The 18,923-nt window shown below is 65.8% G+C and carries 14 protein-coding genes and 1 tRNA gene; 5 read left to right on the top strand and 10 right to left on the bottom strand.

The window, feature by feature from the left end:
- Complete coding sequence (locus ACTIF2_RS21355) at positions 1 to 2,061, bottom strand: TRAP transporter large permease subunit (RefSeq protein WP_439499129.1); 2,061 nt, start codon at positions 2,059 to 2,061, stop codon at positions 1 to 3.
- Positions 2,062 to 2,246: 185 nt separating this feature from the next.
- Between ACTIF2_RS21355 and dctP the strand changes: the two genes are divergently transcribed.
- Positions 2,247 to 3,299 (top strand): TRAP transporter substrate-binding protein DctP, encoded by a 1,053-nt coding sequence (dctP, locus tag ACTIF2_RS21350; protein ID WP_439499128.1) that lies wholly within the window; start codon positions 2,247 to 2,249, stop codon positions 3,297 to 3,299.
- Between the two features lie 149 nt (positions 3,300 to 3,448).
- Positions 3,449 to 4,132, top strand: a complete 684-nt coding sequence (locus ACTIF2_RS21345; protein WP_439499169.1) for a GntR family transcriptional regulator — start codon at positions 3,449 to 3,451, stop codon at positions 4,130 to 4,132.
- Between the two features lie 171 nt (positions 4,133 to 4,303).
- On the opposite strand, the gene ACTIF2_RS21340 is transcribed toward ACTIF2_RS21345, so the two are convergent.
- Positions 4,304 to 4,378, bottom strand: a tRNA-Glu gene (locus tag ACTIF2_RS21340).
- Positions 4,379 to 4,543: 165 nt separating this feature from the next.
- Positions 4,544 to 6,352 carry a single-stranded-DNA-specific exonuclease RecJ gene (gene recJ, locus ACTIF2_RS21335; protein ID WP_439499168.1) on the bottom strand — a complete coding sequence of 603 codons (1,809 nt, stop codon included), beginning with the start codon at positions 6,350 to 6,352 and terminating at the stop codon, positions 4,544 to 4,546.
- 105 nt (positions 6,353 to 6,457) lie between these two features.
- Here recJ and ACTIF2_RS21330 point away from each other — a divergent pair, with 105 nt between their 5' ends.
- Positions 6,458 to 8,113: an FAD-binding dehydrogenase gene (locus ACTIF2_RS21330; RefSeq protein WP_439499127.1), complete on the top strand. Its 1,656-nt coding sequence runs from the start codon at positions 6,458 to 6,460 to the stop codon at positions 8,111 to 8,113.
- 150 nt (positions 8,114 to 8,263) lie between these two features.
- On the opposite strand, the gene ACTIF2_RS21325 is transcribed toward ACTIF2_RS21330, so the two are convergent.
- The 7 genes from ACTIF2_RS21325 to ACTIF2_RS21295 all read right to left on the bottom strand — a co-directional run bounded on the left by ACTIF2_RS21325 (position 8,264) and on the right by ACTIF2_RS21295 (position 15,689).
- The gene (locus tag ACTIF2_RS21325; protein ID WP_465248474.1) at positions 8,264 to 9,478 is read right to left on the bottom strand and encodes an MFS transporter; all 1,215 of its coding nucleotides are present in this window, start codon (positions 9,476 to 9,478) and stop codon (positions 8,264 to 8,266) included.
- Positions 9,479 to 9,799: 321 nt separating this feature from the next.
- The gene (glpX, locus tag ACTIF2_RS21320; protein ID WP_439499126.1) at positions 9,800 to 10,795 is read right to left on the bottom strand and encodes a class II fructose-bisphosphatase; all 996 of its coding nucleotides are present in this window, start codon (positions 10,793 to 10,795) and stop codon (positions 9,800 to 9,802) included.
- A 63-nt stretch (positions 10,796 to 10,858) separates the two neighbouring features.
- Positions 10,859 to 12,205, bottom strand: a complete 1,347-nt coding sequence (locus ACTIF2_RS21315; protein WP_439499125.1) for a homoserine dehydrogenase — start codon at positions 12,203 to 12,205, stop codon at positions 10,859 to 10,861.
- Between the two features lie 107 nt (positions 12,206 to 12,312).
- Complete coding sequence (locus ACTIF2_RS21310) at positions 12,313 to 13,128, bottom strand: class I SAM-dependent methyltransferase (RefSeq protein WP_439499124.1); 816 nt, start codon at positions 13,126 to 13,128, stop codon at positions 12,313 to 12,315.
- 181 nt (positions 13,129 to 13,309) lie between these two features.
- Complete coding sequence (locus tag ACTIF2_RS21305) at positions 13,310 to 13,789, bottom strand: hypothetical protein (RefSeq protein WP_439499123.1); 480 nt, start codon at positions 13,787 to 13,789, stop codon at positions 13,310 to 13,312.
- Positions 13,790 to 13,952: 163 nt separating this feature from the next.
- Positions 13,953 to 15,173 (bottom strand): LL-diaminopimelate aminotransferase, encoded by a 1,221-nt coding sequence (locus ACTIF2_RS21300; RefSeq protein WP_439499122.1) that lies wholly within the window; start codon positions 15,171 to 15,173, stop codon positions 13,953 to 13,955.
- A gap of 201 nt (positions 15,174 to 15,374) precedes the next feature.
- Positions 15,375 to 15,689, bottom strand: a complete 315-nt coding sequence (locus ACTIF2_RS21295) for a hypothetical protein (RefSeq protein WP_439499121.1) — start codon at positions 15,687 to 15,689, stop codon at positions 15,375 to 15,377.
- Positions 15,690 to 15,850: 161 nt separating this feature from the next.
- Here ACTIF2_RS21295 and ACTIF2_RS21290 point away from each other — a divergent pair, with 161 nt between their 5' ends.
- Together ACTIF2_RS21290 and ACTIF2_RS21285 are read left to right on the top strand one after the other, a co-directional pair.
- A complete protein-coding gene (locus ACTIF2_RS21290) occupies positions 15,851 to 17,674 on the top strand; it encodes a PHA/PHB synthase family protein (RefSeq protein WP_439499120.1) in 1,824 nt (607 codons plus the stop codon).
- Positions 17,675 to 17,823: 149 nt separating this feature from the next.
- Positions 17,824 to 18,213, top strand: coding sequence for a DUF5063 domain-containing protein (locus ACTIF2_RS21285; protein WP_439499119.1), 390 nt, complete (start codon positions 17,824 to 17,826; stop codon positions 18,211 to 18,213).
- Positions 18,214 to 18,923: the final 710 nt, after the last annotated feature.

The raw sequence follows: 18,923 nt of genomic DNA, 5'->3' as shown, positions 1-18,923 counted from the left end.
TCAACCGACCTGCTTCGGCAGCCAGGTCACGATCCCGGGGAAGAAATAGAGCAGCCAGATGAAGCCCAGCATCACGAAGATATAGGGGATGACGCCATAGGCGATGTCCCGCAGCGCCACGTTGCCGCTCATGCCCTTGAGGACGAACAGTACGAGCCCCACCGGCGGCGTCACCAGCCCGATCTCGACGAGCAGCACCAGCACGACACCGAACCAGATCGGATCGAGGCCGATCGAGACGATGACGGGGAACGTGACGCTCAGCGTCATCAGCATCATCGCGATCGATTCGATGAAGCAGCCGAGGATCAGGTAGATCCCGACGATGATCGCGAAGACGAGCCAGGGCGCGAGGTTCGCGTCGGTGACGAGTTGCACCATGGCGCGCGGCAGCCGCAGATAGTCAAACACCCAGCTCATGATCGCCGCACCGACCACGATCAGCATGATGAAGGCCGTGACCTTCACCGTGTCGATCAGGCAGGCATAGAAGGCGTCCCAATCGAGCCTGCCGCGCTTCACCGCCATCCCGAGCGCCGCGACAGCGCCGATCGCGCCGGCCTCGGTCGGCGTCGCGATGCCGAGATAGAGTGAGCCGAGCACGGCCGCGATTAGGAACAGGAAGGGCAGCACGCCGACGGCGGAGCTGAGCTTGCGCCCCCAGGAATAGGCTTCGCCCTTCGGGATCGCGCCGGGCGAAACCAGCCCCCAGATAAAGACCGTGACCATGAACAGCAGCGACAGCAGCAGGCCGGGAATGATGCCAGCTAGGAAGAGCTGCGTGACGGCGACGCCGACGACGTTGCCGTAGATGATCATCGCGATCGAGGGCGGGATGAGGATGCCGAGCGTCGCGCCTGCAGCGACAACGCCGTAGGTCAGGCGGGGGCTGTAGCCGCGCTTGACCATTTCGGGCGCAGCGACGGAGCCGAGTGTCGCGGCCGTGGCTAGGCTCGAGCCGCAGACGGCGGCGAAGGTGGCCGATGCCGCGACGCTGGCATGGGCGAGGCCGCCCGGCGTCTTGCCGAACCAGGCGACCAGCGCGTCGAACAGTTCGGTAGTGATGCCGCTGCGGACGAGCAGTGCCCCCATCAGAACGAAGCTCGGCACGGCGGTGAGCGTGAAGCTGTTGATGCTGGTCCAGGAGCGGTCGGCCAGCACCGGAAGCTGCGCCTGCGGCAGCAGGAAATAGAGGCCGAGCAGCCCCACGATACCCATGGCGAAGGCAACGCGCACGCCGGCGAAGAGCAGCACCAGCAGGGTGAGGCCGAGCAGGCTGCCGAGCCAGAGCAGCGAGGTGCCGCGCGACAGGTAGAAGACCAGCGCCAGGCCGCCGAAGGCGATCACCGTGGCCGCGGCGATGCGCCAGCCGCTCCAGGCGACCATGGCGACGGCCACCGCGCCGCAGATCAGGATCGAGCCCCAGTCGAAGCGTGTGCCGGGAATACGCCAATCGGAGCGGCCCATCGCCATAAGGGCCGCCGTCAGCGCCAGCGCGACCACCGGGACGATCCATTGCGCTACCACCGAGCGAGGCGGCCGCAATTCATGCAGATCGCGCAGGATAGCCACCGCGAAAAGGATCAGGCCGAGCGTCATCGGAATCTGCGGCAGCCATTGAGGCGTACCGAGCAACCCCCAGTCGCGCGCACCATGGACATATTCGAGGAAGGTGAAGCGCGCCGTGTGCCAGGCGGTGAACACGACGAAGGTGAGGCCCAGCCAGAGCGTCACCAGCTCGAGACGGGTGCGCCACTCCGTTGAGACGGAATCGACCAGGATCTCGACTTGAATGTGGGAATTGGCGCGCTGCGCCGGCGCCATGCCGAAGAAGACGATCGCGACGAAGAGATAGGTGCCGATCTCGGTCACCCAGCTCGTTGGCTCGTTGAAGGCATAGCGTGAGATCACCTCGAACACGACGATCGCGGTCATCGCCACGAGGGCGAGCGCGCCGATGAAACCGCCGAGATCGGAGAGCCTGTCGATGCCGCGGATCACCGGGGAGCGGATTTCCTCGGGGGTTTCCAGCGTTCCCGTCGCCACGATCGCGTCGGCCATAGGCGTATCTCCCGAAACATTGTCGGGGCTGCGTTAGCACGGCGCTTGATTGGCGCGCAATAGTACGGTCATATTGTATGATTGGATGACGGATATATGGGATCGCATCGAGATCCGCGTGGTCGTCGCCAAGAGGGCGGACGCAAGGTTCCGCCTGACAAACATTGAATCCATGGGAGGACCGAATGCTCATATCCAGGACGGCGGCCGAGCCGCGCCAAACCCATAGCCTGCTCGCTGCCTTTGTCGGGGCAGTCTTCGCGGTCGGCGTACCGGGCATGGCCCAGGCCCAGAAGATCGACCTGACGATGGGCATCATCGTCTCACCGGGCGATGCTTATTCCGCTATGACCGCAAGCGTGCCGGAGCGCGTCGCCAAGGCGACGAATGGCCGGGTCTCGGTAACGGTCAGCGATTCTCTGGTCGCTCCGGCGCAAATCGCGTCAGCCGTGCGCGACGGCCGCCTGCCGATGTCGGCTTCGCTTCACACTTATCTCGCCGCCGACGAGCCGCGCATGGGCATCTTCAACTTGCCCGGCCTGATCAACAATGTCGAAGAGTACCAGAAGGTGCGAGACGCCTTCTGGGCCAAGGACGTCGCCAAGATTTGGGAGGAGAAGTGGGGCGCGGTGGTGCTCGCCGAAGGCGCCTGGTGCCCGACCCGGCTGTTCTCGAAGACACCGATCCGCACGGTCGAGGACTTCAAGAACAAGCGTCTGCGCGTCCATAACCCGCAGACGGCGGCGCAGATGAACGCGCTCGGCGCCAAACCGACGCCGATGGCGACCACTGAAATCATGCCGGCGCTCGAGCGTGGCGTCATCGACGGGGTCTTCATCTCGACCTGCGTCGGCGGCGCGATGGAGTTCTGGCGGCTGGCGAAGAACGTGCAGGACTGGGGCGTCGGAGCCATCACCGGCTGGGCTATCCTGATCAACAAGGCGGAATGGGAGGGCATGCCGGCCGATGTCCGGGCTCAGGTGCAAAGCGCGATGGACGGGCTCCAGAAGGATGCCTTCGGGACCTACAACGCCTTCGTTCAGTCGGCACTCGACAACATGAAGAAGCATAGCGTTGAGCCCTGGAGCGCCTCCGAGCAGGAGCGGGCGGTTGTCAACGACCCGAAATACGCGAAAGCCGCCTATGACAGCTGGCTTGCGCGCGCGAAGGAAGTCGGTTTCGACGGACCGGCCTATATCAACCAGGTCCGTCAGGCGCTCGGCAAGCCGACCCAGTAGTCGGCTGCGATCGCGGCAGCAGGCATCGGACTTTCGGTCTTGTGCCCGCTGCCGTCGTGATTATGCGCAATCATGGGCCTGCGCTAGAATACTGGTGACGGATATGACATGGCCAATGCAGCGTCAGGTCAGGGAGCAAGCGGACGGTGATGAATGATGCGGCGTTTCCGGAGCGCGACTTTCGCGTCGAGCGCGTGGCGGCACCGTTGCGCCACAGCGTCACCGAGAATATCCGCTATGCGATCGCCACAGGGCGCTTCAAGGGCGGCGAGCGCCTGCCGGAGCGCGAGCTCTGCGAATTGACCGGCGTCAGCCGTACATTGATCCGCGAAGCGCTGCGCCAGCTGGAGTCGGAGGGCTTGATCGAGGTCGTACCGCATCGCGGCCCGGTCGTCGCGACGCTCTCCGCCGATCAGGCCCGCGACATCTACGAGGTCCGAATCCAGCTCGAGGGCCTCGCCTGCAAGCTCTTCGCCGAAAAGGCGACGGATGCGCAACGCGTGGCACTGACCCAGGCCTTCGAGCGGCTGCGCGCATCCTTCGACGTGGCCGACCCGATGGCGCGGCTCGATGCCAAGAACAAGTTCTACGACTGCCTCATCGACGGATCGGGAAACAGTGCCCTGGGGCTGAGTCTCAAGATGCTCAATGCGCGGATCATGCTGCTTCGGGCAACGTCGCTTCAGGCACCCGGACGCAGCCGCGAAAGCATGCGCGAGCTGTCAGAGCTCATGGAGGCCCTCAATTCGCGCGACGGGGAGGCAGCGAGGCAGGCCGCGACGCGTCATGTCGAGAGCGCCGCGAAGGCCGCGATGTATTTCCTGAAAGGCTGACGGAGCCAAGTTCGAAACGATCCGTAAGGCAGGACAAACGCCGCATCGACCGATCCAGAACCGGAGACAACTCGAGCATCTCGCAGAGAGGGTGCTCGTTGGCGGCATGATCGCTGGGATTCCCTCCATGCTGCCGGGAGGTTCGCAGCTTTATTCCGAATGGTTGAGTTCTGGCGCGGCCTACGGGAGTCGAACCCGTCTCCCCAGCGTGAAAGGCTGGTGTCCTAACCGATAGACGAAGGCCGCAGGGCTTCGGTTGCAAATCACTGCAACCCATCGGAAGCGGCGCGAGCTATAGTGCGACATCTCCCGCTCGGCAAGCCCGAGTTTGCCGAGCGGGCCGCCTTACACAGCGAGAAGAACCGCACAGCGAGAAGAACCGCACAGCCGAGACCGAAGGGCTATTCGCCGTCAGACCGTGCGGGCAAGGTCGAGGACGCGCAGCTCCACCGTCTCGTTGCCGCCCCAGCGGTTCAGGGCGAGGCCGGCGGCGAGATGCACGTTCTCGCCGCGCGCGCCCAGCAGGGCCCGGCCGAGCGGCTCCTGCGCCACCCGGAAGGCGACGCCGCCGATCGTCGCGCCATCCCCGCTGCGCAGCTTGACCCGGACATGGCCGCCGCTGCCGATCTCGACCGCGTCGACCAGACGATGCGCGGCGAAGACGAAGGTCGGCTCTGGGCAGCCGGAGCCGAACGGGCCGGCCTTCTCGATCTCGGCCAGAAGCCGCGGATTGGCGCCGCCGGCGCTGAGCGCGGCATCGACCAGCAGGGCCTCGGATTCGCGCGCGGCAGCGACCTCCACCGCGAGCCGCTCGGACAGAAAGCCGTGAAAGGCCTTGTCCTGCCCCGTTGCCAGCGTGATCCCGGCCGCCATCGCATGGCCGCCGCCCTTCAGAGCCAGTCCGGCCTCCACCGCCTGGCGCACCGCCCGGCCGAGATCGACGCCAGCCACCGAGCGGCCCGAGCCGGTGGCGCCGCCCTCACCGTTCAGCGCCAGCGCGAAAGCCGGGCGGCGGAAGCGCTCCTTCAGGCGCGCCGCGACGAGGCCGACGATGCCGGGATGCCAGTTCGCGGAGCCGGCGAGCAGGACCGGAAGCTCCGGATCGGTCATCAGGGCATGATCGGCCTGAGCCATCGCCTCCTCGACCGCGCGCTTCTCGATCTCCTGCCGCTCCTGGTTCAGCCGGTTGAGCTCGGCCGCGATGGCGCGCGCCTCGATCTCGTCCTCGGTCATGAGCAGGCGGGCGCCGAGGCCGGCATCGCCGATGCGGCCGCCTGCATTGATGCGCGGACCGAGCAGGAAGCCGAGATGCCAGGGCTGCACCGGCCCGTCGAGCCCGGCGATGTCGAGCAGCGCTGCGAGGCCCGGCCGCGAACGCCCGCGCAGGATGGCGATGCCCTGGCGCACGAAAGCACGGTTCAGCCCCTTGAGCGGCACCACGTCGGCGACCGTCGCCAGCGCAACGAGATCGAGGGTGGCCAGCAGGTCGGGCTCGCCGCCGCGATTTGCCCAGAAGCCCTGCCGGCGCAACTCGCGCGCGGTCGCGACCAGCGCCAGGAAGACGACGCCCGCAGCGCAGAGATGGCCGAGGCCGGAGAGGTCGTCCTGGCGGTTCGGGTTCACCAGCGCCTCGACCTGCGGCAGCAGCTCGGGCGCCTGGTGGTGGTCGAGCACGACCACATCGAGCCCGAGCCGGCGCGCCTGCGCGAGCGGCTCATGGCTGGTCGTGCCGCAATCGACCGTGACCAGCAGGGTCGCGCCCTCGCCGGCCAGCATGCCAATGGCCTCGCTGTTGGGGCCGTAGCCCTCGATCAGCCGGTCTGGAATATGGATGCGCGGGCGGGCTCCGGCCGCCTTCAGGAAGCCGGCGAGGAGCGCTGCCGAGCAGGCGCCGTCGACATCATAGTCGCCGAAGATCGCCACGGCCTCGCCGCTCGCGGCGGCGCCCGCCAGCCGCGCGGCGGCCGCATCCATGTCGATCAGGGTTGAGGGGTCGGGCAGGAGATCGCGCAGCTTCGGCTCGAGATAGCGCGCCGCCTCGGCCGCCTCGACACCGCGCCCGGCAAGCACGCGCGCGACGATGTCGGGAATGCCCTCGATCTGGGCCAGCGCCTCGGCTCGGCCGAGGCCCGCCGCATCGAGCCGGTCGCGCCAGACGCGCCCGAGCGCCGAACGGGTGACGCCGAGGAACGGGCGCTGGGCGATGACGTTCATGCTCATGGGGTCGCGCAGCGCGCGGCCTTCGTCAACCGTCGCCATGGCTTTGTCACCGGCATTCGCTGCGCCATAGTGACACCGGACAGGACAGCCGGGGGATGACGCGCCATGCCGCTCGATGCCGATGCCATCGTCATAGGCGGCGGTCTGGCCGGCCTCGTGGCCACAGCCGAGCTGGCGGAGGCGGGCCGCAAGGTGATCCTGCTCGATCAGGAGCCGGAGCAATCGCTCGGCGGACAGGCCTTCTGGTCCTTCGGCGGGCTTTTCCTGGTCGATACGCCCGAGCAGCGCCGCCTGCGCATCCACGATTCGCGGGAGCTTGCCACGCAGGACTGGCTCGGCTCGGCCGGATTCGACCGACCCGAGGACGAATGGCCGCGACGCTGGGCGCAGGCCTATCTCGATTTCGCCGCCGGCGAGAAGCGATCCTGGCTGCACAGCCAAGGCATGCGCTGGTTTCCGATCGTCGGCTGGGCCGAACGCGGCGGCTATCTCGCGACCGGTCACGGCAATTCGGTGCCGCGCTTCCATGTCACCTGGGGCACCGGCCCCGGCGTGCTCGAACCCTTCCTGCGCCGCGTACGCGAAGCGGCGGACAAAGGACTGGTCTCGCTGCGCTTCCGCCACCGCGTCACCGGGCTTACGACAAGCGCCGGCACGATCGACGGCGTCGAAGGCGAGATCCTGGAGCCGAGCGAGGCAGCTCGCGGCCAAGCCAGCTCGCGGGAGACCGCAGGCGCCTTCGCGCTGAAGGCCCAGGCCGTGATCGTCACCTCGGGCGGGATCGGCGGCAATCACGATCTGGTCCGGCAACACTGGCCGAGGCGTCTGGGCGATCCACCCAGGCAGATGCTCTCGGGCGTGCCCGACCATGTCGACGGCAGGATGCTTGGCATCACTGAGGCGGCGGGCGGGCGGCTGATCAATCGCGACCGGATGTGGCACTATGTCGAGGGCATCGCGAACTGGGACCCGATCTGGCCGCAGCACGGAATCCGCATCCTGCCCGGCCCCTCGTCTCTCTGGTTCGATGCGCGCGGCAATCGCCTGCCGGTGCCGCTGTTTCCGGGCTTCGACACGCTCGGCACGCTGGAGCACCTGCGCAAGACCGGGTTCGACTATTCCTGGTTCGTGCTGACGCGCGGCATCATCGCCAAGGAATTCGCGTTGTCCGGCTCGGAGCAGAACCCCGACCTGACCGACAAGAGCTGGCGCAAGGTGTTCGAGCGCGCGACCAGGGGCATTCCGGCGCCCGTCCAGGCCTTCATGGACAAGGGCGAGGATTTCATCGTCGAGCGCGATTTCTCCCGGCTGGTCGCGCGCATGAACGCGCTCAGCGGCGAGAACCTGCTCGACGCGGCGAATCTGCGCACCCAGATCGAGGCGCGCGACCGCGAGGTGGCGAACCCGTTCGGCAAGGACCTGCAAATGACGGCGCTGCGCGGCGCGCGCGCCTATCTCGGCGACCGCCTGATCCGCACGGCCAAGCCGCACCGCATCCTCGACCCGGCCTATGGCCCGCTGATCGCGGTCCGGCTCAATATCCTGACCCGGAAATCCCTGGGCGGGCTGGAGACGGACCTGTCCTCGCGCGTGCTCGGCGCCGATGGCGAGGCGCTGCCCGGCCTCTACGCGGCGGGCGAGGCGGCCGGCTTCGGCGGCGGCGGCCTGCACGGCTATCGCGCGCTCGAAGGCACCTTTTTGGGCGGCTGCATCTTCTCGGGCCGGATCGCGGGACGCGAAGCGGCGAAGGCGGTGGGCTGAGGAGAGGCAGGCGCCGGCTTGCGGCCTAGAGCCGGATGATTTCAGATGGAATCGCTTTGCGGTTCCATCTGAAATCTGAATCCGTCTCTCACCAATAAGTTAGAGCAGGATCGATGCGAAAAACCGGTTCCCACTTTTTCGCATCCTGCTCTAGCTGGCCCGGGCCGGTTTCAGGCTCGGCAGGAACCAGGCGAGCAATCCGATGGCGGGCAGGAACGAGCAGATCCGGTAAACCGTCTCGATGCCGAGGCTGTCCGCGAATTCCCCGAGCAGGGCAGCGGCGACACCGCCCAGCCCGAAGGACAGCCCGTAGAAGAAGCCGCCGACCAGCCCGATCCGGCCCGGCAGAAGCTCCATCGCGTAGATCAGGATGGCGGCGAAGGCGCTCGACATGATCAGGTTGATGACGATGGTCAGGACGCCGGTCCAGAACAGGTCGGCATAGGGCAGGATCAGCGTGAAGGGCAGCGCCCCCAGGATCGAGAACCAGATGATCTTGTTGCGGCCGATCCTGTCGCCGAGCATGCCGCCCGCCAGGGCGCCAGCCGCCGACGCGCCAAGGAACAGGAACAGCATCACCTGCGAGGTCTGCAGCGACACGCCGAACTTCCCGATCAGGTAGAACGTGTAGAACGAGGTGAAGCTTGACGAATACGCGTTCTTCGAGAAGAGCAGGATGATCAATATCGTGATCGGCAGGACGATGCTCGCCATCGGCCGCGGCGCAGGCTGGGTGGCGGATTTCAGCGCCGCGGGCCTGGCGGCCGCCTGCGCTTTGCCGATTTGCGCATAGCGCCCGGCAATCCAGGTCATCAGCATCATGGCGATGAGCGCCGCGGCCGAGAACCAGGCGAGGCTGCCCTGCCCTCGCGGCACGATGATGAACGCCGCCAGCAAGGGCCCCAGTGCGCCGCCGGTCTGGCCGCCGACCTGAAAGATCCCCTGAGCGAGCCCGTGCTGGCCGCCCGAGGCGTTGCGCGCCATCCTGGTGGCTTCGGGATGGAAGATCGACGAGCCGATGCCGACGCAGGCCGCGGCCACGAGCAGGAGCGCGTAGCTGCCGGCATAGGCCAGACCGACCAGGCCGGTCAGGGTGAAACCCATGCCGACGACCATCGAATACGGCATCGGATTCTTGTCGGTGTAGAGGCCGACCACCGGCTGCAGCAGCGAGGCCGAGACCTGGAAGGTCAGCGTGATCAGCCCGACCTGCCCGAAGTCGAGCGAATAGGCAGCCTTGATGATCGGATAGATCGCCGGGATCAGCGACTGGATCATGTCGTTCATCAGATGCGTGACGCTCAGGGCGATCAGCACCGGCATCGCGGCGCGATGGGCGATCCCGGGCGGCGCATTCATGTTCATGGGAGGATGTGCTGCAATTGCTGAGCTGACTAACCGGCCCTCACTAGCGCAAACCACAGGGAGCGCCAATTTCCCTGCCATGTCCCCTGCCATGCGTGCGACGCGCGACTTAGAGCCGGATGATTTCAGATGGCATCACGCAGTGATCCCATCTGAAATCTGAATCCGTCTCTCATCAAAGAGTTAGAGCAGGATCAATGCGAAAAACCGGTTTCCACTTTTTCGCATCCTGCTCTGAGTTAGCCGAAACGCAAATGGCCGGGACGAGCCCGGCCATCTGGTGACGATCCGACGATGGTGGCGGCGCCTCGCGCCAGCCCCTCAATCCAGCTTGAACTTGCCGAACTCGCGGTGCTCGCCATAGATGCGGCGCACCGTGCCGGTGATCGAACGATAGACGATCGTCTCGGTCTCGATGACCTCCTTGCCGAACTTGACGCCCGACAGCATGCCACCATCGGTGACGCCCGTGGCGGAGACGATGACGTCGCCCGAGGCCATCTCGGACATGTCGTATTTCTTGTTCGGGTCGAGGACGCCCATGCCATGGGCGCGGACGCGCTTCTCCTCGGTGTCGAGGATGAGACGGCCCTGCATCTGGCCGCCGACGCAGCGCAAGGCAGCGGCCGCGAGCACGCCCTCTGGCGCACCGCCAATGCCCATATAAATGTCGATGCCGGTCTTCTCCGGCTCGGTGCAGAAGATCACGCCGGCGACGTCACCGTCGGTGATCAGGCGGATCGAGGCGCCGGTCTTGCGGATCTCCTCGATCAGCTTGGCATGGCGCGGCCGATCCATGACGAGCGCGCTGATCTCGTGCGGCTTGACGCCCTTGGCCTTGGCCATGGCGTGGATATTGTCGGTCGGCGAGGCGTCGAGATCGATCACGCCCTGGGCATAGCCCGGGCCGATCGCGATCTTGTCCATGTAGACGTCGGGCGCATAGAGCAGCTTGCCGGCCTCGGCCATGGCCATGACGGCGATCGCGCCGGGCATGTCCTTGGCGCACAGCGTCGTGCCTTCCAGCGGGTCGACGGCGATATGGACCTTGGGCCCGTGCCGGTTGCCGACCTTCTCGCCGATGAAGAGCATCGGCGCCTCGTCGCGCTCGCCCTCGCCGATGACGATCTCGCCGTCGATAGGCAGGCGGTTGAGCTCGCGCCGCATGGCGTCGACCGCCGCCTGGTCGGCCGCCTTCTCGTTGCCGTGGCCACGCAGGCGGGCCGCAGAGACGGCGGCGCGCTCGGTGACGCGGACCAATTCCATCGAGAGATAGCGCTCGATGATATGGGTTGAGGCGATAGTGAGTTCGGACATGAGGCTCCCTCAGGCGTTCTGGCTGTCGGCAATCGGCAGGTCGTTGATGGAAACGCCGAAAGCCTATTCGCGTTCAATCCTTATCACCTGCGGCGGCTCGGCAATGTGACCGTCGGCGGTGACTTTCTCCAGCGCAGCGCGGATCGCCTGCTCGCTGGTGGCGTAGGTGATCAGCACGACCGGCACCGGCGCGCCGGAGCGCCCGCCCGGATCGCGGGCGGCAGCGGCCTCGGAGCGGCGCTGGACGATGCTCTCGAGCGAGATGTCGGCTTCGGCCATGCGGGTCGCGATGGCGGCAGCGGCGCCCGGGCGGTCGGCCACGGCGAGGCGGACATAATAGCCGCCCTCGTGGCGCTGCATCGGCGCGCGCGTCGGGGTTTCGAGCCGCGCCACGGGCAGGCCGAAGGGCAGTCCGGCCGTGCCGCGTGCGACATCGACGATGTCGGCGACCACCGCCGAGGCGGTCGGGTCGCCGCCGGCGCCGGGCCCGACCAGCGTGATCTCGCGGACGGCGTCGGCATCGATGGTCACGGCGTTGGTGACGCCCATGACTTGCGCGATCGCCGAGGATTTCGGGACCATGGTCGGGTGCACGCGCTGCTCGATGCCGGTCTTGGTGCGCTCGGCGACGCCGAGCAGCTTGATCCGGTAGCCGAGCTCGTCGGCCATCTTCAGGTCGAGCGGCGTGATCGAGGAAATACCTTCGACATGAATCGCTTCGGCGTCGATCTTCGTGCCGAAGGCGAGGCTGGTCAGGATGGCGAGCTTGTGGGCGGTGTCGTAGCCCTCGACATCGAAGGTCGGATCAGCCTCAGCATAGCCGAGGCGCTGCGCGTCCTTCAGGCAGGCCTCGAAGGTCAGCCCCTCCTGTTCCATGCGCGAGAGGATGTAATTGCAGGTGCCGTTGAGGATGCCGTAGAGCCGGGTGACGTTGTTGCCCGACAGCGCCTCGCGCAAGGTCTTCACGACCGGGATGCCGCCCGCCGACGAGGCCTCGAAGGCGAGCGCGGCGCCCTTGCTCTCGGCGAGCTCCGCCAGCGCGACGCCATGGGCCGCGAGCAGCGCCTTGTTGGCGGTGACGACCGACTTGCCGGCCGCGAGCGCGGCCTCGACCGCGGCCTTGGCCACACCGTCCGAGCCGCCGACCAGCTCGACCAGGCAATCGATCTGGGGCGACCGCGCCAGCTCGACCGGATCGTCGAACCAGGCGAAGCCGCTGAGATCGACGCCGCGGTCGCGGCTCCGGTCCCGGGCGGAGACGGCCGTCACCCGAACGGCACGGCCGCAACGGGCCGCGATGGCGTTTTCCTGCCGGTTGAGGATGCGCAGGACGGAGGCACCGACCGTGCCGAGGCCGGCGAGGCCGATGCGAAGGGGTGTGGTTTCGAGGGAAGGGGTCGCGGAATTCATGTGGCGCGGGGTCGCATGGCGAGCCCCTTGAGTCAACGGAGCCGATGCGTGCCCGGTCTGGGTCGGAGGCGGCAAACGTTGTTTCTCGGCGCGAGTTGCGGAGCCGGTCAAACCTTCACCGCAGACACCACATGCGCGCTGATCCGCCCTTCGATCGGCCCGTCTCCGAACCGACGAGCCAGCGCCTCGGCAGCGGCCTGTGTTGCAGCCTCCAAGCCCGATTGATCGCGCGTTTCGATTTCCATTCGCAGCGGCGTGCCCTGGCAATAGGCCAGCGCGGCCTCTCCTGCCGAACCGGCCCTGCTCTTCCGGGCGACCGCCTCGATCGTGATCGCGCCAAAGCCTGCAGCAGCAAGCTCCCGGCGGATCGCAGCCGTATCATGGTAGCCGTGCGGAACCCGCTCCATGAAACGGGGCGGATCATCGGGGAAAACCGTCGCCAGCGCCTCCGTCACGACCCGCGCAAACTCGTTCTCCGCAATGCTGTCCCAGACATTGAAAACGTAGAGCCCGCCGGGTTTCAGCACACGGCGCGCCTCCTTGTAGCCTTCCGCCTTGTCTGGAAAGAACATCACCCCGAACTGACAAGCCACGAGATCGAAGCCGCCATCCTCGAACGGAAGCGCGAGCGCGTCGGCCTGCGGCCAGGTGATCCTTGCATCCGCGCCCAGCCGCCCTACGGCCTGATCGAGCATCGGCTGGTTCAAGTCGGAGGCGACGATGCGCGCCTCGCCGTCGAGCCTGGCCGCCATGGCCCGCGTCAATGCGCCGGTGCCGGCCGCGACTTCGAGGATGCGCCGCGGTTTCGCCTTTGCGACACGGTCGGCAAGGTCGGCCGCGTAGGGTTCGAAGAGCAGCGGGACGAGCAGACGATCGTAGAGCTCGGGTATCGGGCCCGCGAAGAGCTTGTCGGTCGAAGCCATTGCGCGCTCCTGTGAGACAGGATGCTTCACTTGGCGCTGGGTGAAGCCGAAGCCGGCCTCCCAGCGCCTATCCAGGCGGAATGATATTATCCCGACGAACGGAACCGCGAAACGGATATCTGACGAGGCAAGATGGTGCTGCGGAGCTCGGCTCGTCCCAGCCCGATCTCGCCCGGCCGCGTCAATCGAAGCGGCAGACGACCTCCGCCGCCAGCCGGTGCAGCTTGCCGTCGGCAAAGGTCAGGTGCAGGCGCAGCAGCTGGTTGCCGAAGGCCGTGGTCTTGATCGTGTGCAGCGCCTCCAGCGTCGTCCCGGTCCAGGTCGTCGCGTTCTCGATCACTGGCGTCCAGAACCAGGCCTTTGGCGGTGCGATCGCGACCGTCGCGAGGATGCGTTCGGCCTCGGCCTGCTCCAGGCCCGGCGGGAAATAGCGCGCTGCGACATCGGTCGCGTCGCGGCCGCATTCATTGGAGCGGGTCCCAGCCAGTACGTCCGAGATCAGGGGCGAATCCGTCTGCGTGTTGCGGCCGCGCGAATAGTCATAGGTGAAGACCAGGCAAATCAGCGCGAACAGGCCAAAAGCCACTCCGATTACCCGGCCCTTGGAGATCATCTCGCGCCCTGCCCTTCGCTCCGTCAGCCCCGGCGCTTCGGTTCCCATGTTTTCGCGGCGGGGTCCAGTGCCAGGGCGCAACAGCGCCTCGTCGTCATTGCGAGGAGCACAGCGACGAAGCAATCCAGAAGCCGTCGAGCGAGCCTTCCTGGATTGCTTCGCTGGCGCTCGCAATGACGTGGAAGCAGACGGCCAGTTCGCCGGCGTCGCCCTACCCCGCCTTCGGCATCTGAATGACGTTGTGAAGCGTCTGATCGGCGGTTTTCAGGAAGCGCCCGACATTGCGGGCGGCCTGCCGGATGCGCTGCTCGTTCTCGACGATGGCGATGCGGACGTAGTCGTCGCCATGCTCGCCGAAGCCGATGCCCGGCGCGACCGCAACCTCGGCCTTCTCGATCAGCAGCTTGGAGAACTCCAGCGAGCCGAGATGCCGGAATTTTTCCGGGATCGGCACCCAGGCGAACATCGAGGCGTTCGGCGCCGGAAACTCCCAGCCCGCCTTGCCGAAGCTTTCGACCAGCGCATCGCGGCGCTTGCGATAGGTCTCGCGCATTTCGCGGATGCAATCCTCGGGACCGTTGAGGGCTGCGGCGGCCGCGACCTGGATCGGGGTGTAGGCGCCATAGTCGAGATAGGATTTCACCCGTGCCAGCGCGGCGAGCAGGCGCTCGTTGCCGACGGCGAAGCCCATGCGCCAGCCCGCCATCGAGAAGGTCTTGGACATCGAGGTGAACTCGACGGTAACGTCCATGGCGCCCGGCACCTGCAGCATCGAGGGCGGCGGATCGTTCTCATGGAAATAGACCTCGGCATAGGCCAGGTCCGAGAGCAGGATCAGCTCATGCTTCTTCGCGAAGGCGACGAGGTCGCGATAGAAGTCGAGCGAAGCCGTATAGGCGGTCGGGTTCGCCGGATAGCAGGTGACGAGCGCGATCGGCTTCGGCACCGAATGGATCATCGCCCGCTCCAGCGCCGGGAAGAAGGCAGGCGTCGGCTCAGCCGGGACCGAGCGGATGACGCCGCCTGCCATCAGGAAGCCGAAGGCGTGGATCGGATAGCTCGGATTCGGCACCAGCACGACATCGCCCGGCCCGGTGATGGCCTGCGCCATATTGGCGAAGCCCTCCTTGGAGCCGAGCGTCGCGACGACCTGGGTCTCGGGATTGAGTTTCACGCCGAAACGGCGGCCGTAATAATGCGCCTGGGCACGGCGCAGGCCGGCGATGCCCTTCGAGGCGGAGTAGCGGTCGGTGCGCGGCTTGCCTGCCGTCTCGACCAGCTTGTCGATGACGTGCTTCGGGGCCGGCAGGTCGGGATTGCCCATGCCGAGATCGATGATGTCGACGCCCTTGGCGCGCTCGGCAGCCTTGATCTTGTTGACCTGTTCGAAAACGTAGGGCGGCAGGCGCTTGATGCGATGGAAATCGGTCATCTCGAAACAGGTCCCTTGACCAGGCCGCGCGAACCGGCCCCGTCACAATTTTGCGTTGACGGCCCTTAGCATCGCATCTTCGGTCAGAACAGATTATTAAACGCAAGATTCGACGAAAGCTGCGGGCGTGGCAGCAGCGCCTCACCCTCTATCGCGGAAGAGAGCGCTATTACGGAGCCGAAAACCGGCCGGCAGCGGCTCTCAATTGGTCGGGATCACGGCCGGAGCAGGCGGCGGCGTGGTGCCGAGCACCTTGGCCTGGTTTCCGGCAGCCTCGTTGGAGAGGCGCTTGGCCTCGAGCTGGGTCTCGAGCGCCTTGAAATCGGCCACCGGCTTGCGCGGCGCCGTCCGGGTCACGCTGCTACCCACCGGGACGTATTCGGCATCGCCCCGGCGCGCCTCCTTCACGAAAGGCTTCGATTCCTGCGGCGTGGTCGCAAGGCCCGTCGCCTCGGCGACGCCCTTGATGCCGTCGCCGGCGCAGCCGGCCAGGAGCGGGCCGCAGGCGAGCAGCATGACGGTCCAAGGCCGGAGCCTCGTCATAGGATTGTTGAACGACATGAATAGGCCCGGCGCGTTGCAGAATTCTCTTTATACACCATATCGGTTAGGTCCTTAATGGGACCAAAATGGGAAGCAATGGCTTCCACAGAAGACGCGACAAGGGGAAGATGGTCATGCGCCCGCCTGGCGACGACAAGTCGAAGGGTCCCGCCGGCCCGGACGAGGCGCCGGCGCCCGATTTCGACCTGCTCGCCCAGAACATGAGCCGCTTCATGGAGGAGGCCGGCAAGGTCACGGCCGCCTATCTCAAGCCGATCGAGCGCGGCGAGGCCAAGACCGGCGCCGCCGACGAGGTCAGCGAGATGGTCAAGACGATCGGCCGCGTCGCCGAGCGCTGGGTGACCGACCCGACCAAGATCATCGAGGCGCAGGCGTCGCTGACCAGCGATTTCATGAATCTATGGGCCTCCACCCTGAAGCGCGCCAGCGGCGAGGAGGCCCCGCCGGTCGTCGAACCCGACAAGCGCGACGCCCGCTTCGCCGATCCGGACTGGTCGGCCCACCCGATGTTCGACTTCGTCAAGCAGGCCTACCTGATCGGCTCGCGCTGGGCCGAATCGATGGTGGACCGCGCCGAGGACCTCGACCCGCATACGCGGGAGAAGGCGCGCTTCTACGTCAAGCAGATCGCCAGCGCCCTCTCCCCCTCGAACTTCGTCGCGACCAATCCCGAGCTGCTGCGGGAAACCCTGAAGCAGAACGGCGAGAACCTGGTGCGCGGCATGAAGATGCTGGCCGAGGATATCGAGGCCGGCGGCGGCGAGCTCAAGATCCGCCAGTCGGACGGGCGGGCCTTCGAGGTCGGCGTCAACATCGCGACGACGCCCGGCAAGGTGGTCTACCGCAACGAGATCATGGAGCTGATCCAGTACGCGCCGGCGACCGAGCAGGTCGTCAAGCGGCCGCTGCTGATCGTGCCGCCCTGGATCAACAAGTTCTACATCCTCGATCTCAATGCGGAGAAGAGCTTCATCCGCTGGTGCGTGGCGCAGGGGCTGACGGTTTTCTGCATCTCCTGGGTCAATCCCGACGAGCGCCACGCGCTCAAGGATTTCGAGAGCTATATGCGCGAGGGCATCTTCGCGGCGCTCGACGCGATCGAAGAGGCGACCGGCGAGAAGCGGGTCACGGCGATCGGCTATTGCGTCGGCGGCACGCTGCTCGGCGTCACCCTCGCCTATATGGCGGCGACGAAGGACAAGCGGATCGAGAGCGCGACCTTCTTCACGACGCAGGTCGATTTCTCGAAGGCCGGCGAGCTCTCGGTCTTCGTCGACGAGGAGCAGATCCGCTCCATCGAGGAGCAGATGGCGCAGCGCGGCTATCTCGACGGCGCGCGCATGGCCGGCGCCTTCAACATGCTGCGGCCGAACGACCTGATCTGGTCCTATGCCGTCAACAACTACCTCAAGGGCAAGCTGCCGACGGCCTTCGACCTGCTCTACTGGAATTCCGATTCGACGCGGATGCCGGCGGCGAACCACTCCTTCTACCTGCGCGGCTGCTATCTCGAGAACCGGCTGTCGAAAGGCGAGATGGTGATCGGCGGCAAGACGCTCGACCTGAAGGCGGTCAAGATCCCGGTCTACAACCTCGCGGCCAAGGAAGACCATATCGCGCCGGCGCCGTCGGTCTTCCTCGGCTCGCAATGCTTTGGCGGGCCGGTCGATTATGTCATGGCCGGCTCGGGCCATATCGCCGGTGTGATCAATCCGCCGGGCAAGGTGAAATACCAGTACTGGACCGGCGGGAAGCCGGAGGGCGTCTTCGAGGACTGGATCGAGGGCGCGGCCGAGCACCCCGGCTCGTGGTGGCCGCATTGGCTCGAGTGGATCAAGGCCCAGGCGCCAAAGACGGTGCCGGCCCGCGAGCCCGGCAGCGGCAAGCTCGCGCCGCTCGGGGACGCGCCGGGCAGCTATGTGAAGATCAGGGTCTGAGCCGGGCCGGGCCTTCAAAGTCGCGAGCTACGGCGCCTGAAACTGGCTGGAGGCGGCAACTGATCGACGCCGTAAGAAATTATCTGGCCCTCTTGGACGTCTCCCGGACGTCAGAGGGCCGCGTAACCGCTGACGATCGCGCAGCCGCCTTGGCGGTTGCCCTGGACCGATTGGCGCTGGCCTATCACGCATGCCCCGACGAGTGGCCGGGCGAGCATCCAGACGAGATACCCGCTCAAACGACCTACAAGCAGATGCGCGAAAGAGCGGTGCGAGCGTTCCCGGGTTTCGGCTATTACACCACCGTCAGACCTGACCAGATCGCGCCAGGCGACGCGCGGACTCTCGAAGCAATGGTGGGAGACGCTCTGAACGATATTACAGATATTGCATGCGACCTGCAGGGGGTCGCATGGCGGTGGGACAATACGAGCCCGGCAGATGCCGTCTGGTACTTTCGGTTCGGCTTCCAATCACATTGGGGACGGCATCTTCACGACCTGCGTAGCTATGCCCATGCCAGAATGTTCGAGGACTGAACCGCATCGACACGACCAAAAGGCGCTGCAGCAACAAAAAAGCTCCAACCGAACCGATGGAGCGGCAGCAATGCGCCTCTGCGCCGATAATACCGCGCTATCGAACAAAAATGTCGAAGCTTTGCCTCCAAACGTCTCCGTCATAAAAATATATTTCAATGGTGGCGGAGTCTTGCCCTGTGACGTTCCTTGGAGTGTATACTATCTCAGAACCAACTACTTTTCGATTATTACAATGCACATACGCACTAGCCGTAAAATTCGGGAACCCCATACTACGAACCTGCTTCAGTGAACCAAGTCTTGGCGGGTCAATAATTTTGAGAGTTGGCGTCCCGATAGGATCGCATTGTTTATCAGCATGCCGATACACATTAAGTTGAACCGGCTTGTTCGCTACGGTGTGCACAGTCAGTTTGTTTCGAACTTTAACCCCATCCGCCGTTGTGGTTGTGCAGCCCGCCGCGAGAATGCAGAGCAGCGCTGCCGATCCAATTGCCTTCAAGATCGCCCCCTCCAATATTTGCAATACTGAGCAGGCTATATCAGCCGTCAGCGGGGCGCGAGAGTGCGCCTTGGAATTGCTGGGTTATGCTAAGCGATGTGGTCTGATTGACACGCTTAATCGCTTTTGGAATGGCGCGGGGCCTGGCGAACCTTAAGTTAGAGAAGGGCTTGCACCACCAGCGATCAACGAGCAAAAAAGCCGG

Source organism: Allobosea sp. (assembly GCF_051860145.1).
Lineage (GTDB): Bacteria > Pseudomonadota > Alphaproteobacteria > Rhizobiales > Beijerinckiaceae > Allobosea.
The sequence above is the reverse complement of the archived record's forward strand: the minus strand, read 5'-3'. Positions and strand labels throughout refer to the sequence as shown.

What these genes read in the sequence shown, in the direction of transcription:
- ACTIF2_RS21355 (WP_439499129.1), bottom strand. Translation starts at nt 2,061, where the DNA reads ATGGCCGACGCGATCGTGGCGACGGGAACGCTGGAAACCCCCGAGGAA.
- dctP (WP_439499128.1), top strand. Translation starts at nt 2,247, where the DNA reads ATGCTCATATCCAGGACGGCGGCCGAGCCGCGCCAAACCCATAGCCTG.
- ACTIF2_RS21345 (WP_439499169.1), top strand. Translation starts at nt 3,449, where the DNA reads ATGAATGATGCGGCGTTTCCGGAGCGCGACTTTCGCGTCGAGCGCGTG.
- recJ (WP_439499168.1), bottom strand. Translation starts at nt 6,352, where the DNA reads ATGAGCATGAACGTCATCGCCCAGCGCCCGTTCCTCGGCGTCACCCGT.
- ACTIF2_RS21330 (WP_439499127.1), top strand. Translation starts at nt 6,458, where the DNA reads ATGCCGCTCGATGCCGATGCCATCGTCATAGGCGGCGGTCTGGCCGGC.
- ACTIF2_RS21325 (WP_465248474.1), bottom strand. Translation starts at nt 9,478, where the DNA reads ATGAACATGAATGCGCCGCCCGGGATCGCCCATCGCGCCGCGATGCCG.
- glpX (WP_439499126.1), bottom strand. Translation starts at nt 10,795, where the DNA reads ATGTCCGAACTCACTATCGCCTCAACCCATATCATCGAGCGCTATCTC.
- ACTIF2_RS21315 (WP_439499125.1), bottom strand. Translation starts at nt 12,205, where the DNA reads ATGAATTCCGCGACCCCTTCCCTCGAAACCACACCCCTTCGCATCGGC.
- ACTIF2_RS21310 (WP_439499124.1), bottom strand. Translation starts at nt 13,128, where the DNA reads ATGGCTTCGACCGACAAGCTCTTCGCGGGCCCGATACCCGAGCTCTAC.
- ACTIF2_RS21305 (WP_439499123.1), bottom strand. Translation starts at nt 13,789, where the DNA reads ATGGGAACCGAAGCGCCGGGGCTGACGGAGCGAAGGGCAGGGCGCGAG.
- ACTIF2_RS21300 (WP_439499122.1), bottom strand. Translation starts at nt 15,173, where the DNA reads ATGACCGATTTCCATCGCATCAAGCGCCTGCCGCCCTACGTTTTCGAA.
- ACTIF2_RS21295 (WP_439499121.1), bottom strand. Translation starts at nt 15,689, where the DNA reads ATGCTGCTCGCCTGCGGCCCGCTCCTGGCCGGCTGCGCCGGCGACGGC.
- ACTIF2_RS21290 (WP_439499120.1), top strand. Translation starts at nt 15,851, where the DNA reads ATGCGCCCGCCTGGCGACGACAAGTCGAAGGGTCCCGCCGGCCCGGAC.